Raw genomic sequence first — 15,747 nt, 5'->3', positions numbered from 1 at the left:
TATATGCCTATTATTATAGTATTTTCAAATTACTAGCATTATTATATAATAAATAGTGTAAGTTAGAAGCTGAGATTTGGAGGACTATAAATGTATATTAGGGACTATAAAGGTACTTTAAGTATTGACAAACATATATTTGAAACATATCATATGCAAGAAGTTGCATATTTCGATATAGAAACTACTGGTTTTGATAAAGATGAGGATAGTATAATTCTCATATCTTTTGGATACTTTCATGATTATAATACTTTTATTATAAAACAATATTTTGCAGAAAACTTAGAAAATGAAGCAGAAATATTATATAGTTTTGGCTTGGATTTAAAACAATATAACAAGTGGTGTTCTTATAATGGAATAGCCTTTGATGAACCCTTTATAAGAAGAAGAATGGAGAAAAACAGTATTATTTTTGAATCACCTAGTTATCATATAGATTTATATAGATTAATAAGACCCTATTATAAACAACTTGGTATGGAAAGATGTAATCTTAAAACTGTAGAGAAGCACATAGGTATAGATAGAAAAGATCAAATAGATGGCGGCATAAGTGTTGACCTCTATAAGGAATTTCTTGTAACACTAGAAGAAAAACTAAAAAATACAATATTGCTTCATAATTATGAAGATGTATTAAATCTTCCTAAAATTCATGAGTTTATTTTTAAAATAGAAAATAATCGCAGCTTATTTAGAGAAGACGGTATAACAGAAAAACAGTTAAAATATTTGAAAAGCCTACTTAAAAAAAATAACATATTATTAGATGCAGACTTAGAAAGAATATCCAAAAAAGCAGCTTCAAGAACCATAGATTATATTTTAAAGGGCTGCAGAGACTGTGATGAGTTAGGCAATATAATTAATAACAGTTACTAAAAACATAATTCATTATATTTGTATAGGTATTAGCAAATTATGGACAAAATATCATAGCATATTTTAGATATTTATATAACATTATTGTATAATGTTATAATGTATTTAAGGGGGATAGTTATGATTAATAAAATAATGCATTCTGATGTAGTAAGATTAAATGCTGAAGATACTTTATACAAAGCTCTAAATATAATGAATGAAAGAAGCTGTCTCAAAATACACTTTTGGGACAGCTTCTTTTATTCATGTCTCTGATAATCATTGCAGTGACTTGAACAAGAACCACAATCACATTTGCCAGAGGCTTTTTTCTTTAAATTTTTATAAAAGATATATACTGCTGAAAGGACTATAACTGCAGTTATAGTAATTTCCACTCCCATACTAACACCTCCATATTTTAAACAAGAAGAGAACCAATTCTAAACACTATAAAGGATACAACCCAAGCTAACACAAACTGATAAACCATTGAAAATATAGCCATATTTTTTCCGTACTCTTTCTTCATGGTAGCAATTGCAGATATGCAAGGGGTATATAGTAATACAAAAACCATAAAAGTATATGCTGCAACTGGTGTAAAGTGATGAGGTAATATTGAATTTAAATCTCCTCCATAAATAACACCCATAGTACCAACAACTACTTCCTTAGCCATAATTCCTGTTAGAAGAGAAACAGAATTTTCCCATGATCCTATACCTAGAGGTTCAAATATTGGCATTATAAATTTTCCTATAGCAGCTAGAATACTATTATTTATTTCTGTCATACCAGAAAAATTAAAATTAGATAAAAACCAAACGAGAACAGATACAGAAAAGATTATAGTTCCTGCCTTCTTTAAAAAACCCTTGCCTTTATCCCAGGTATGCAGAATAACATTTTTAAAGGATGGCAATTTATATTCTGGCAGCTCAATAATAAAAGGTTCTTCATCTTTTTTAAATAAAGTATTTTTAAATAAAATTCCTATAATAAAAGCTATTAAAATTCCTAGAATATATAAAGAAAAGACTACAGTTGTTTCTTTACCTGGAAAGAGAGCTGATACAAATAAGGCATAAACAGGAAGTCGTGCATTACAGGACATAAGTGGAGATAACAAAGCAGCAAGTTTTCTATCTTTCTCACTTTCTAAAGTTCTCGCAGACATTATTCCTGGAACAGAGCATCCAAAGCTAACTATAAGAGGAATAAATCCCTTACCTGATAATCCCATCTTTCGCATTAGTCTATCCATTATAAAAGCAGCTCTAGCCATATACCCGCTATCCTCTAAAAAGGATATACCTAAAAACAATGCAAGAATAACAGGTAAAAACACTATAACGGAACCTACTCCGCCTATAATACCATCAATTAGTAAAGAACTGAACCAAGGGCTAGTGCTTGATAAGAGACTGTTTAAGTAAGGTACTAGGTTAGAGTCTAAGAAATTGCTAAACAAATCTGCAATTGGTTGTCCTACCCAAGTAAAAGTAAATTTAAAAATCAAGAACAGTATAGCTAAAAAAAGAGGATAAGCTAAAAACCTGTTAAGTACAATTTTATCAATCTTTTCTGTTGGGGAAACTTTATCTTTATTATTATATGACAAACAATTTTTTAGTATTGAACTTATGTAATCATAGGTTTCTTTTTCATTTTTAAAATTATAGTTATTAGTAATTTTTGAAGCTGAAAAAGTGGTTTCATTAAGTACTTTCTTTAAATCTTCAATACCTTGTTTTTTAGAAGCAACAATTGGAACTACTGTAACACCCAATTGCTTAGCTAGTGAAGTATAATCTATTGTCATACCCTTTGACTTAGCAACATCTATCATGTTTAATACTAATATGACAGGTTTATTAAATTGCTTAAGTTGAGTTGTCAAATAAAGATTTCTATCCAAATTAGATGCATCAACTATGTTAATTATTACATCAGCGTTTCCACTCAAGAGAAATTCTTTTGATATCTTTTCTTCATTTGAGTAAGTATCCATAGCGTAAATGCCAGGTAAGTCTATAATTTTTATTTTACTATCCACAATGCCTTCTTTTCTCTCAACAGTAACCCCGGCCCAATTACCAACATATTGATTTGATCCGGTTAACGTGTTGAAAAGAGAAGTTTTACCAACATTGGGATTGCCAAGTAATGCTGCAGTTATCATATTCGTCCTCCTGTTTAAAACATATTTTTAAGGCAAATTTTTTACAAGTATATTTTTTGCATCGTTTTTACGTATAGCTAGGTCAAAACCTCTTAAGTTTATAATTAAAGGATCACCCAATGGGGCAGATTGTTTTAAAGCTACTTCAGTACCTTCAATACAACCTAGAGCAAGCAGCCTTTTAGCCAATCTTTCATCTCCAGATATGTTTTCTATTAAAGCCTTTTCGCCAGGTCTTAAATCACAAATACTCATTTTTACCACCTCGTAATGAAAATCATTATCATTTATTATGTTTTAATGATATCATCTTTCATTTAGAATGTCAATATTAACTAAATTAATTTGTTAATTATTTTTTGTATAATATTTTGTTTTTATATATGAATAGTGTTAAAAGTTGATATAATACGAAATTACTCAAAAAAGAGTTGACAAAAAAAATGCATATTGCTATAATGAGGCGTAATAAATTTAATATATTAGTCTTAAACTTATCAGGAGAGGCGGAGGGACTGGCCCTATGAAACCCAGCAACCAGTATTATTTAGTTCAGTAATACGTTGGTGCTAATTCCAGCAGCGCAAGCTGAGAGATGAGAGGAAACAGTGGATTTATAGCCTGAGGTTTTTCTCTGGCTTTTATTTTTGTTCAAATAATTAATATTTGTAAGATTCAACTAATATTACATAGGTTACATTATAAAGAGGAGGAAAATTAATTGATAACTATTAATAGAGTTAATAAAGCATTTTCAAATAAGCCTGTATTAAAAAATGTAGATTTAGAGATAAAGGAAGGCGAGATATTTGGAATTATAGGACATAGTGGTGCTGGAAAATCTACATTGCTTAGATGCTTAAATGGGTTAGAGTCCTACAATGAAGGAAGTATAACAGTTATGGACAAGGAAGTAAAGGACCTAAAGGGGAAAGATTTGAGAGCTTTCAGAAAAAACTTAGGTATGATATTTCAAAATTTTAACCTTTTAGAGAGAAAAAATGTTTTTGATAATGTAGCTCTACCTTTAGAAGTATGGGGTATTAGTAAAAATGAAATTAAGGAAACAGTGGAAAAGCTTCTAGATTTAGTAGGACTTAATGATAAGTTAAATAGTATGCCGAAAGAATTAAGTGGTGGGCAAAAGCAAAGAGTTGCTATTGCTAGAGCTCTTGCATTGAATCCTAAAATATTACTTTGCGACGAAGCAACTTCTGCACTTGATCCTAAAACAACTAAATCTATATTACAACTATTAAAAACAATAAATGAAAAGTTAAATATAACTATAGTTATAGTAACACATCAAATGGAAGTAATAAAAGAAATATGTAGTAAGATTGCTATTATGGATGATGGAGAGGTAAAAAGTGTTGGAGAAGTTGAACAATTATTTTTAAAACCAGATGCTAGCTTAAAAAGATTGTTGGGTGAAGATAGGACTCTACCAGATAAAGGTGTAAACATAAGAATATTCTTCCCTAAAGAAACCAGTGGAAACTGTGTAATTACATCAATGGCAAGAGAGCTTAATATTGATTTTTCCATAGTTTGGGGAAGACTAGAGAAGTTTAGAGATGATGTACTTGGAAGCTTAGTTATTAATACTGATGAAGAACATAAAAAAAATATATGTAATTATTTAGAATCAAAATCTATGGCTTGGGAGGTAGAAACAAATGATATTTAGCGAAGTATTATATCCTGCATTAAAGGAAACACTGTATATGGTTTCTGTTTCAACTATATTTGCTGTATTAGCGGGTTTTATACCAGCCATTTTATTAGTAATTACTGATGAACGAGGATTAACGCCTAATATGGCTGTACACAAAGTTTTGGATGTAGTAGTTAACTTATTAAGATCATTTCCGTTTATTATACTCATGATAGCTATTTTCCCTTTTACAAAGCTTTTAGTAGGAAAAACTATTGGAACAACAGCAGCTATAGTGCCTTTAACTATTGCAGCAGCACCTTTTGCAGCTAGAATAATAGAATCAGCTTTAAAAGAAGTGGATCCTGGAGTAATAGAAGCAGCAAAATCTTTTGGAGCAAGCAATATTCAAATAATTTTCAAGGTTATGTTAAAAGAAGCAATGCCCTCTATTGTCCTTGGAATAACGTTAACAGTAATAAGTGTAGTTGGATATTCAGCTATGGCGGGAGCAGTTGGCGGAGGCGGACTTGGAGATGTTGCTATAAAATATGGATATTATAGATTTAAGACAGATGTAATGATTTATACTGTTATTGTACTTATAGTACTTGTTCAAGTACTTCAAAGCGTAGGAAACATAGTATATAAAAAATTTACTAAATAAAGTGAAATTTGAATCAGATAGGAGTATTGAAGTAGTTAGTCATGGGATAAAGTGTTAAAATAATATAATTAATTTAACAATATATTTACCTGCAATGTTTTAATTGTAACTGCATATATTATTGTAATAGTATAAATTACCGAATAAAATTATAATCAATAATATATTACAATTGAAGGAGGAGAGTATGAATACAGCAGCTTTTTTTGATATTGATGGTACCTTATATAGAGAAGGACTAATTACTGAAGTATTTAAGAAGTTGGTTAAATATGAAATAATACCTCCAGAAAGATGGTATAAAGAAGTTAAACCAGAATATGAAAAATGGGACAAAAGGCAAGGAAACTATGATGATTATCTTTTAAAGATGGCGGATATATATATTGAAGCTATAAAAGGACTTCATAAGTCACAGGTTGAATTTATTGCTAAAACTGTAGTGACCCAGAAAGGTGATAGAGTATATACTCACACAAGAGATAAAATAAAATGGCATAAGGATAAAGGACACAAGATAATAATTGTTTCAGGCAGCCCCGTGGAGCTAGTTAGTGAGATGTCTGTGAAATATGGCTTCCATGATTATAGAGGAGCTGTTTATTTAAGGGATAACAACGATGTTTATACAGGTGAAGTAATACCTATGTGGGATAGCCAAAGCAAAAAAAATGCAGTAGATGAACTGGTTATAAAACATCACATAGACTTGTCAAAAAGTTATGCATATGGAGATACTTCTGGGGATTTTGATATGCTAAAGATGGTGGCGTATCCAGTATGTGTTAATCCAACAAATGAAATATTGAAAAAGGTATTAAGTGATAGTGAGATGAAAGAAAGAATTCAAATCATTGTAGAGAGAAAAGATGTAGTATATAATCTAAAGCCGGATTGTATAAATAATTTTTAGTATAAGTATAATATAGATAAGTAAATTAGTATAAAGCTCTATATAATTCTATAAACTGCTAAATTATAACTCTAGCTGTCTTGGCTTTAAGTTCATTGAAAGTTGCTCTTTATAAAATACCAACTTATAATATTAGGTAACATAGTATTACATCATAGTACTTTACAGAATTTAGTTAGAAAAGAGTGGTATAGTGATAGAAAGACAAAATTGTATAGATGTAGATAGAGTATTAGCAGAATACCCGTTGACTGTAGATGGAAATAGTTGTATATATGAGGATGCTGTATTTTTCGATCTAGAGCATTATATATATAAAAAACCTATTTGTATAGGTGTTTTTGGATGTTGCTACTTTGACAAGGATGAAAACAAGTTAAAAGTAACTCAGTATATGATAGAAAATAAAAATGATGCTAAAGCAATACTAAAGCTTGCTAAAGATTATTTTTACTTAATGTCAACTAAATATAATAAAAAATATATAATTACCTTTTCAGGTAATAATGATTTTACAGTTATAAAATATCTTTTTGAAAAATATAATATTGACTTAAATATAGACAATTATTTTGTACAAATTGATTTGCAAAAACAGTATGAGAAAGATAAACATGAATGTATAGGGCTAAAGGCATTAGAAAAACAGTTTTGTATCTTTAGGGATAGTGAAATTATAAGTGGCTCAAATCTCGCAAAAACTTTTAGCAAAATTATTAAAGACTCAGAATATATAGATAGAATGCCACAAGAGAAAAAAGAAAAAATTTTGCTATATAATGAACAAGATGTAGTAAGTTTATTTCACATATATACAAACTGGAGTAAGGTGGTATATAAAAATAAAGATGAAGTCAATGAATGATACAAAAGACTTGCTTTAAATTTAAAAATTTAAAGCAAGTCTTTTGTATTTTAATCTTTAAAAAATTAGGGTTATAATGTATTATTAACTATAGAATATGTGATTTCAACTAATTATTTTATAATTATTTTTATTAATAAGTTGAAATTAATTAGCATTATACGAAACTATAGATAGATAAGGGGTTTGATTAGATGTTTAGTCCAATAAAGAATACAAAGGTTTATGAACAGGTAATTGAACAAATCAAGCATATGATTGTAGATGGAACCCTAAAGAGAGGAGATAAACTTCCTTCAGAAAGAGAGCTTGTAGAGCATCTTCAGGTTAGTAGAACTTCTATAAGGGAAGCCTTAAGAGCACTTCAAATAATTGGTTTAGTAGAGTGTAAACAAGGTGAAGGTAATTATATTAGACAGGAATTTGAAAATAGTCTCTTTGAGCCTCTATCTATAATGTTTATGTTACAAGAAAGTAACCCAATGGAAATAATTGAAGTAAGAAAAATTATTGAAGTAGAAACAGCATCAATAGCGGCACAAAAAATTACACATAAAGAACTTGAAAGTTTGGAGATTTTGGTAAAGGCATTTGAAAATACAAAAAATGAAAATGATAATGTAAAGATAGATAAGAAGTTTCACTATGAGATTGCACAATCCTCTGGGAACTTTCTAATACTTAATATATTTAATGCCATATCTGGTTTAATGGATTCATTTATTGAAGATGCAAGAAAAAAGATAATTGTAGATGAAAAAAATATAGAAGTCCTTGCTAAACAACACTGGGATATATATGAGGCACTAAGAAATCATAATCCCGAAAAAGCTGCGGATGCCATGAAAAAACATTTAGATTTTACTAATTATTATATTCTTAAATAGTTAAATAACAAGGTAAATTTAAATATCAACTAGATGAAAAGAAAGTCAAGTTGATATTTTTTTAATGGTTTACTATAATGTGTTAAATAATTATCATATTTTTATGTAAAAATAAATAAATTTTATTATAAAAATATATTTATCAGGTATAAATATTAATAATTTTATATAGGCGTTATTTATGTAAAAAAATATTATGTTATTTCCATAACAATGGTAGAAATTTCATAAATTGTATGATAATATATAAATATCAACTGGTAAGACCATATTACCAATACAAAAGTACCTATTTAGATAAATTAATCTTCAAAGGAGTTTATATTTTTTAATTGTCGTGAAAACGTTTTGTAATCCTACCTTTTACGCAGAATGATATAAAACTTGAACATACGATAAAGTGAAACTTGAATCAGATGGGGTTTTGCCCCTACCTGATTCTTAGTTGAACGAATCCAGGGACGTAGCCGCTCTTTACTCTCAGTTAATTAGAGAGCCAAAATCTGTGATTTTCATATGGTCGATTACTCTGTGAGTACTCATCTGACCTAAGGAAGATGAGTTTCATTAAAGATGGGAGTATTAGAGCGGGTAGTCATCGGATAAATAATTTTATTGAGATTATTACTTATTAATATGGAAAAATTATAAATTATTTGGAGGTATAAATATGGATATCTTAGTATGTATAAAACAAGTTCCAGGAACTTCAAAAGTTGAAGTAGATCCAGTAACTGGAGTATTAAAGAGAGATGGTGTAGATTCCAAAATGAATCCCTATGACTTGTATGCCCTTGAAACAGCTTTAAGGATAAGGGAAGAGATAGGGGGTACTATAAAGGTTATAAGTATGGGTCCACCACAAGCTGCGGATATAATTAAAGAAGCATACATGATGGGAGCAGATAAAGGAGTACTGCTTTCAGACAGAAAATTTGCTGGAGCTGATGTTTTAGCAACATCTTATACCATATCACAAGGAGTTAAACAAATGGGAAATGTTGATTTAATATTATGTGGAAAGCAAACAACAGATGGGGATACTGCTCAAGTTGGACCAGAAATGGCTGAATATTTAGGAATGCCTCATATAGCAAATGTAATAAAAATAGAAGAAGTAAAAGATAAATCAATAGTAGTAGAAATGGATATGCCAAATACCATAGAGTTAGCGGAAGTACAGTACCCATGCTTACTAACAGTAGAAAAAGATATATTCCAACCAAGACTTCCATCCTATAAAAAGAAAATACAGACAAAAGATAGAGAAGTTAAAATGTTAAGTCTAAAAGACTTTGAAGATCAAAATGAAAAAAGATATGGATTGAATGGTTCACCAACACAGGTTGAAAGGATATTCCCACCAGCAGTAAACACTGATAAGGAAACTTGGACTGGATCTGGAGCAGAATTAGCAGAAAAGTTGTCTACTAAACTTAAAGAACTTAAATTTGTGTAAAAGTTAACTAATATTAATAAGAAGTATTAGATGAATTGATCCAATCAGTAGCAGCCGTTAACTCATAGCTTTAAAAACCGGAGTCTTATGGACGGTAGCGAATGCATAAATAACATTATTAATATATTAGAATTATGGATATTCATAGTAGAATATTATATTTGAAAAATTGGGGGAATGGAAATTGGGTAAATTAGTTGTAAATCAGGAGAAGTTAAATTCTTTAGTTATAGATGAATTAGTAAAAATATGTCCTTTTGGAGCAATAGAGAATAAAGATGGAAAAATAGAAGTAAGTGCGGCCTGTAAAATGTGCAAGCTTTGTGTTAAAAAGGGGCCAGCTGGGGTCATAGAATTTGTAGAAGAGGAAATTGTTAAGATAGATAAAAATTTGTGGAAGGGTGTTGCTGTTTATGTAGACCATGTAGAGGGTGATATTCATCCAGTAACTTTTGAACTTATAGGAAAAGCAAGAGAATTGGCAGCTAAGGTTAACTATCCAGTATATGCAGTATTTGTAGGATATAATATTAAGAACAAAGCACAGGAAATTTTGCATTATGGAGTAGATGAAGTTTTCCTATATGACTACGAAGAATTGAAAGATTTTAGAATAGAACCATATACAGCAGCTATGGAGGATTTTATAAACAAAGTAAAACCGTCAACATTACTAGTTGGGGCCACAACAGTTGGGAGATCCTTAGCGCCAAGGGTTGCAGCAAGATTCAAAACTGGGCTTACAGCAGATTGTACAATACTTGATATGAAAGATAACACAGATTTAGTACAAATAAGACCAGCTTTTGGTGGTAACATAATGGCTCAAATCATAAATCCAAATAATAGACCGCAGCTTGCAACAGTTAGATATAAGGTTATGGATGCACCAGAAAGGACTTCAGAAATATTTGGAAAAGTTAACTTATGCTATATAGAGAAAGATAAGTTAAAATCCAATATAAATGTATTAAAAGTAACACAGAAAGAAGTTGAAGAAAGTATTTCTGACGCAGATGTAATAGTAGCAGTTGGAAGAGGTATAAAATCTGAAAAGGATTTAGATATGATAAAAGAATTAGCTGAATTACTTGGTGCACAATTGGCGGTAACAAGACCACTTATTGAAGCTGGATGGGTAGATGCAAAGAGGCAAATAGGCCTGAGCGGAAGAACTGTTAAACCTAAACTTATAATTACCTGTGGAATCTCTGGAGCAGTTCAATTTACAGCAGGTATGAATAATTCGGATTGTATAGTAGCCATAAATCAAGATCCTAAAGCTTCTATATTTAATGTAGCTCACTATGGAATAGTAGGAGATGTGTATGAAGTAATTCCTAGATTAATAAGTAATATAAAAGAAGGAAAAGGAATAGCTTAAAATATCAGTAAGGAGGTAGTGAAAATGATATGTAATTGTGAAAACAAGGAATATAAAAAACTAGACCAAAGAGACGTAGAATTTTTAGTAGAAGTACTTGGTGAGGATAGAGTTGCTATAGGACATGAAATAAACGAAGATTTTAGCCACGATGAATTAGGTGGAATAAGCCAAATGCCAGAGGCTGTAGTTGAAGTTGTTAGTACAGAAGAAGTATCAAAGATAATGGCATATGCCTATGAAAAAAATATTCCAGTGGTAGCTAGAGGGTCTGGAACAGGACTTGTTGGAGCATCAGTGCCAATTCATGGCGGAATAATGATTAATTTGACTAAGATGAATAAAATACTTGAAATAGACGAGGAAAACTTGACATTAACGGTGGAACCAGGTGTTTTATTAATGGAAATAGGAAAGTTTGTAGAAGAGTATGATTTATTTTACCCACCAGATCCAGGAGAAAAGTCAGCTACAATAGGTGGAAACATTAACACTAATGCTGGTGGAATGAGAGCTGTTAAATATGGAGTAACAAGAGATTATGTGAGAGGGCTTACTGTAGTACTTCCTACAGGAAAAGTTATAGAGGTTGGAGGAAAAGTTGTTAAAAATAGCTCAGGATATAGCATAAAAGATTTAATATGTGGATCAGAAGGAACCTTAGGAATAATAACAAAGGCTGTGCTAAAATTATTACCATTACCTAAAAAAGCAATAAGCTTGCTAATACCATTTCCTAATCTTGAACTAGCAATAAATACAGTTCCTAAGATCATAAAATCAAAATCAATACCAACAGCTATAGAATTTATGCAAAGAGAAGTTATATTAGCTGCAGAAGAGTTTTTAGGTAAAAAGTTTCCGGATAACTCTTCAGATGCGTATTTGCTTCTAACATTTGATGGAAATAGCAGAGAAGATATAGAAAAAGACTATGATAGGGTTGCTAAAATATGCTTGGATGAAGGGGCTTTAGATGTTTATATATCAGACACGGATGAAAGAAAAGAAGCAGTGTGGTCAGCTAGAGGGGCCTTTCTTGAGGCTGTAAAGGCAACTACAACAGAAATGGATGAATGTGATGTTGTTGTTCCAAGGAATAGAGTTGCAGAGTTTGTTAAATATACAGATGAACTTCAAAAACAGTTTAATGTAAGAATTAGGAGTTTTGGACATGCTGGAGATGGAAACTTACATGTATATGTATTAAGAGATGATTTATCACAGGAACAATGGGAGAAAAAGTTAAAGGATATATTCCAATGTATGTATAAAAAGTCTATTGAATTAGACGGATTAGTATCAGGAGAGCATGGAATAGGATATGCGAAGAAACCATATTTATTTGAGCAATATGGAAGTGATTATATGGATTTGATGATGAACATTAAATTAGCCTTTGATCCTAAGAATATCCTGAATCCAGGCAAAGTCTGTCAATAGCTAAGGTATACTATTTAGAACACTACATTAAAACATATATAATGCTGGCACAGTATATCAGCATTATATATGTTTAACTTTTATCACCAGCTCTAATACTCCCATCGTTATATGAAACTCAACGGATTTAATGTAACTTTCAATATGAGCTTTGTGAAAAATTTAACGGTAAAAATAAAATCACATAAGTTAGCTAAAAAAAATTAATAATTATAAAATAATAAAGCTTGGTATAAATGTTATAAATAACTTTTTAGTATAAAAAGATAATGTATTAAGGGGTGTTAATAAAATAACAATTATGGAAATGTTTTCAAATTTATGTTAAGATGAAACTGTTGGTGGTCATACCATATTACCAATTATCAATTATTATATTGGAGGAGTATTATGAATGTGTACTTACTTTTCTTTATTGCCTTAATACCAATAATTTGGTTAATGGTTTCTCTTGTAGGGCTAAAGATAGCAGGTCATAAAACAACACCTATAAGTCTCATCATAACACTAATTTTATCAATAGTTGTTTGGAAAATGCCGGTAATAGATAGTATAAGGGCAGGGGTAGAGGGAGCTGCTATGGCTATATGGCCTATAATGATTGTTATAATTGCAGCTGTGTTTATTTATAACTTATCCCTTTATACAAAGAGTATGGACGTCATTAAAAATATGATGACTGGTATTACAACTGACCAAAGAATACTAGTTCTTATACTAGCCTGGGGATTTGGTGGGTTTCTTGAAGCCATTGCAGGTTTTGGTACAGCTGTTGCTATTCCAGCAAGTATAATGGCAGCTCTTGGATTTGATCCAATCTTTGCAGCAATCATATGTTTAATAGCAAATACAACTCCAACAGCCTTTGGAGCTATAGGTCTTCCAGTATCAACTCTTGCTAAGGTAGCCGGCTTAAATGTAAATCTATTGAGTTATGCTGTAGTTCTTCAACTGGTAATCTTAATTATTGTTATTCCAATGGTGTTAGTAATGCTTACAGGGAAAAGCCCAAAAGCCATAAAGGGAGTTTTTGGTATATCTCTAGTATCAGGTTTATCTTTTGCCATACCAGAACTTTTGGCAGGTAAGTACATGGGAGCTGAGCTTCCAGCAATACTTGGTTCGGTTGTATGCTTAGCGGTAACTATAGGTTGGGCTAAGATATTTCATAAAGATAAGGCTAGTAAGAATACACAACAAATATCATTCAATAAAGCATTTGTGGCTTGGATTCCATTCATATTAGTATTTGTAATTATAATAGCTACAAGTTCATTGTTTCCAAGTATAAATAAAGCTTTATCATCAATTCAAACTTCAGTAGCTATTTACAACGGTCCTGGTGGGCATCCATATTCTTTTGCGTGGCTTGCTAATCCTGGAACATTGATTATAGCAGCAGGTATCATAGGGGGCTTAATTCAAGGAGCAAGATTTAATGAAATTGTGGGTATCCTTGGAAAAACCGCAAGACAAATGACTAATTCAGCTATTACTATAATTTCCATAGTAGCACTTGCAAAAATTATGAGCTATAGTGGAATGATTAAATCTATAGCTGTGGTTTTAGTTTCTATAACAGGACATGGATATCCAGTCATAGCTCCAATTATAGGTGCTCTTGGAACTTTTGTAACTGGTAGTGATACTTCAGCTAATATTTTGTTTGGAAGTCTTCAGGTAGAAGCAGCTAAATCACTTGGGTTAAATTCATATTGGTTGGCCGCAGCAAATATGGGAGGTGCAACAGCAGGTAAGATGATATCACCTCAAAGTATAGCAGTTGCTACAGCAGCTACAGGACTTGTTGGAGCAGAGGGTAAAATATTATCAGCTACCTTAAAATTTTGTATAATTTATGTAATCATATTAGGTTTAGTGGCATTTGTAATGGGACCTGTATTTGGTTTTAATTAGTTTATTTGTGTAAACGTTTTGTGATAGTTTTATATAGATAATCATGCCCGAAATTTAATAACGTGACTTTGGGAGGAATTTAAAATGGCAACTATAAAAATACCATATCATAAGAAAATGTTAGATATTGAAATTAATGATAAAAATCTAGTGGGTATACTGGAATCTAAAGCTGCAGAATATAGGTCCACTCTCACTCAGGTAGAAATAGTTGAGAGCGCTTTAGATAATCCAATAGGCGGTGATAAACTTGAAGACTTAGTAGTAGGGAAGAAGAACATGGTTATTATAACCAGTGATCATACTAGACCTGTACCAAGTAAAGTTACCATGCCTATACTATTAAAAAGAATTAGAAAGGCAAATCCTAGCGTAGATATATCTATTCTTATAGCTACAGGGTTTCATAGAGCTACTACCCATGAAGAGCTTGTAAATAAATTTGGAGAAGAAATTGTTAATAATGAAAAAATATTAATACATGATTCACAAGATGATAGTAGCCTTGTAAAGATTGGAACATTGCCTTCTGGGGGAGAACTTATAATAAATAAAGCAGCGGTTGAAACAGAACTATTAATAGCAGAAGGATTTATAGAAGCTCATTTTTTTGCTGGTTTTTCAGGAGGCAGAAAGAGCATACTCCCTGGTATAGCTTCAGCTACTACAGTTATGGCCAATCACTGCAGTGAGTTTATATCAAGTCCTTTTGCTAGAACTGGAGTACTACAAAACAACCCTATTCACAAAGATATGTTATATGCAGCTGAAAAAGCAAAGCTTGCTTTTATATTAAATGTTGTTATCGATAGCGAGAAGAAAGTAATAAATGCTTTTTCTGGACATAGAGAAAAAGCTCATGAAACAGGTTGTAAGTTTGTACTAGAACTATCAGAAGTAAAAAAAGTTCATGCAGATATAGTTGTATCTACAAATGGTGGATACCCATTGGATCAAAATATATATCAATCAGTAAAAGGTATGACAGCAGCGGAAGCTACTTGTAATGAAGATGGAGTAATTATAATGGTTTCCGCTTGTAATGATGGACATGGAGGACAATCCTTTTATGATAATCTAGCACAAGCAAAGACTCCAAGAGAACTTTTAGATAAAATATCTAAAGTGCCAAGAAGTGAAACTGCACCAGACCAATGGGAGTTCCAAATACTTGCAAGAATGCTAGACAAGTATACGGTTATACTTGTTACGGATATGTGCGATGCTCAGATGATAAAAAATATGCACATGGAGCATGCATCCACCTTTGAAGAAGCTCTTAAAAGAGCGTACGTAATAAAAGGTAAAGATGCAAAGGTTGCTGTTATACCTGATGGAGTTTCCGTTATAGTTAGGTAATAAATAAATATAGAGTATTAAAGTAATAGGAAGCAGTAGAGCTTCCTATTTTTTTGTTACAATAATGTAGAGTTTCTAAGTGAAAATTTACCATAAATTAATGAATTTATTGTTTCAACGAATAGGTTGTAGTATAATTAT

General features: G+C 31.1%; 15 protein-coding genes and 1 riboswitch. Of the genes, 12 read left to right on the top strand and 3 right to left on the bottom strand.

The window, feature by feature from the left end; translation table 11 throughout:
- Positions 1-90: 90 nt before the first annotated feature.
- Together HGI79_RS07435 and HGI79_RS07430 are read left to right on the top strand one after the other, a co-directional pair.
- Positions 91-888: a ribonuclease H-like domain-containing protein gene (locus HGI79_RS07435; protein ID WP_185650037.1), complete on the top strand. Its 798-nt coding sequence runs from the start codon at positions 91-93 to the stop codon at positions 886-888.
- 120 nt (positions 889-1,008) lie between these two features.
- Complete coding sequence (locus HGI79_RS07430; protein WP_185650036.1) at positions 1,009-1,146, top strand: hypothetical protein; 138 nt, start codon at positions 1,009-1,011, stop codon at positions 1,144-1,146.
- Here HGI79_RS07430 and HGI79_RS07425 read toward each other — a convergent pair.
- From HGI79_RS07425 to HGI79_RS07415, 3 genes are read right to left on the bottom strand one after another with little or no spacing between them, the layout of a single operon-like run.
- Positions 1,131-1,274, bottom strand: coding sequence for a FeoB-associated Cys-rich membrane protein (locus HGI79_RS07425; RefSeq protein ID WP_207725732.1), 144 nt, complete (start codon positions 1,272-1,274; stop codon positions 1,131-1,133). The genes HGI79_RS07430 and HGI79_RS07425 overlap by 16 nt on opposite strands.
- Positions 1,275-1,291: 17 nt before the next feature.
- Entirely contained in the window at positions 1,292-3,055 is a 1,764-nt protein-coding gene (gene feoB, locus HGI79_RS07420; protein ID WP_185650035.1) for a ferrous iron transport protein B, read from the bottom strand.
- Between the two features lie 27 nt (positions 3,056-3,082).
- The gene (locus tag HGI79_RS07415; protein WP_185650034.1) at positions 3,083-3,310 is read right to left on the bottom strand and encodes a ferrous iron transport protein A; all 228 of its coding nucleotides are present in this window, start codon (positions 3,308-3,310) and stop codon (positions 3,083-3,085) included.
- Between the two features lie 236 nt (positions 3,311-3,546).
- A riboswitch (SAM riboswitch) is annotated at positions 3,547-3,657 on the top strand.
- 119 nt (positions 3,658-3,776) lie between these two features.
- On the opposite strand from HGI79_RS07415, the gene HGI79_RS07410 reads away from it, so the two are divergent.
- From HGI79_RS07410 to larA, 10 genes are all read left to right on the top strand, one after another.
- Positions 3,777-4,745 (top strand): methionine ABC transporter ATP-binding protein, encoded by a 969-nt coding sequence (locus tag HGI79_RS07410; RefSeq protein WP_185650033.1) that lies wholly within the window; start codon positions 3,777-3,779, stop codon positions 4,743-4,745.
- On the top strand, positions 4,735-5,379 hold the full coding sequence (locus HGI79_RS07405; protein ID WP_207725731.1) for a methionine ABC transporter permease: 645 nt from the start codon (positions 4,735-4,737) through the stop codon (positions 5,377-5,379). Before HGI79_RS07410 ends, HGI79_RS07405 begins: the two co-directional genes overlap by 11 nt.
- A gap of 187 nt (positions 5,380-5,566) precedes the next feature.
- Positions 5,567-6,292 (top strand): HAD-IB family hydrolase, encoded by a 726-nt coding sequence (locus HGI79_RS07400; protein WP_185650032.1) that lies wholly within the window; start codon positions 5,567-5,569, stop codon positions 6,290-6,292.
- A gap of 193 nt (positions 6,293-6,485) precedes the next feature.
- Positions 6,486-7,157 (top strand): ribonuclease H-like domain-containing protein, encoded by a 672-nt coding sequence (locus HGI79_RS07395; protein ID WP_185650031.1) that lies wholly within the window; start codon positions 6,486-6,488, stop codon positions 7,155-7,157.
- A 194-nt stretch (positions 7,158-7,351) separates the two neighbouring features.
- Positions 7,352-8,044: a FadR/GntR family transcriptional regulator gene (locus HGI79_RS07390; protein ID WP_185650030.1), complete on the top strand. Its 693-nt coding sequence runs from the start codon at positions 7,352-7,354 to the stop codon at positions 8,042-8,044.
- A 670-nt stretch (positions 8,045-8,714) separates the two neighbouring features.
- Positions 8,715-9,503 (top strand): electron transfer flavoprotein subunit beta/FixA family protein, encoded by a 789-nt coding sequence (locus HGI79_RS07385; protein ID WP_185650029.1) that lies wholly within the window; start codon positions 8,715-8,717, stop codon positions 9,501-9,503.
- A 184-nt stretch (positions 9,504-9,687) separates the two neighbouring features.
- Positions 9,688-10,887 (top strand): electron transfer flavoprotein subunit alpha, encoded by a 1,200-nt coding sequence (locus HGI79_RS07380; RefSeq protein ID WP_185650028.1) that lies wholly within the window; start codon positions 9,688-9,690, stop codon positions 10,885-10,887.
- 24 nt (positions 10,888-10,911) lie between these two features.
- Positions 10,912-12,330 carry an FAD-binding oxidoreductase gene (locus HGI79_RS07375; protein WP_185650027.1) on the top strand — a complete coding sequence of 473 codons (1,419 nt, stop codon included), beginning with the start codon at positions 10,912-10,914 and terminating at the stop codon, positions 12,328-12,330.
- Positions 12,331-12,720: 390 nt separating this feature from the next.
- Positions 12,721-14,247 (top strand): L-lactate permease, encoded by a 1,527-nt coding sequence (locus HGI79_RS07370; protein ID WP_185650026.1) that lies wholly within the window; start codon positions 12,721-12,723, stop codon positions 14,245-14,247.
- Positions 14,248-14,331: 84 nt separating this feature from the next.
- A complete protein-coding gene (larA, locus tag HGI79_RS07365; RefSeq protein WP_185650025.1) occupies positions 14,332-15,606 on the top strand; it encodes a nickel-dependent lactate racemase in 1,275 nt (424 codons plus the stop codon).
- The last annotated feature ends 141 nt before the right edge of the window (positions 15,607-15,747 follow it).

The organism is Clostridium sp. DJ247 (assembly GCF_014231265.1).
The sequence above is the reverse complement of the archived record's forward strand: the minus strand, read 5'-3'. Positions and strand labels throughout refer to the sequence as shown.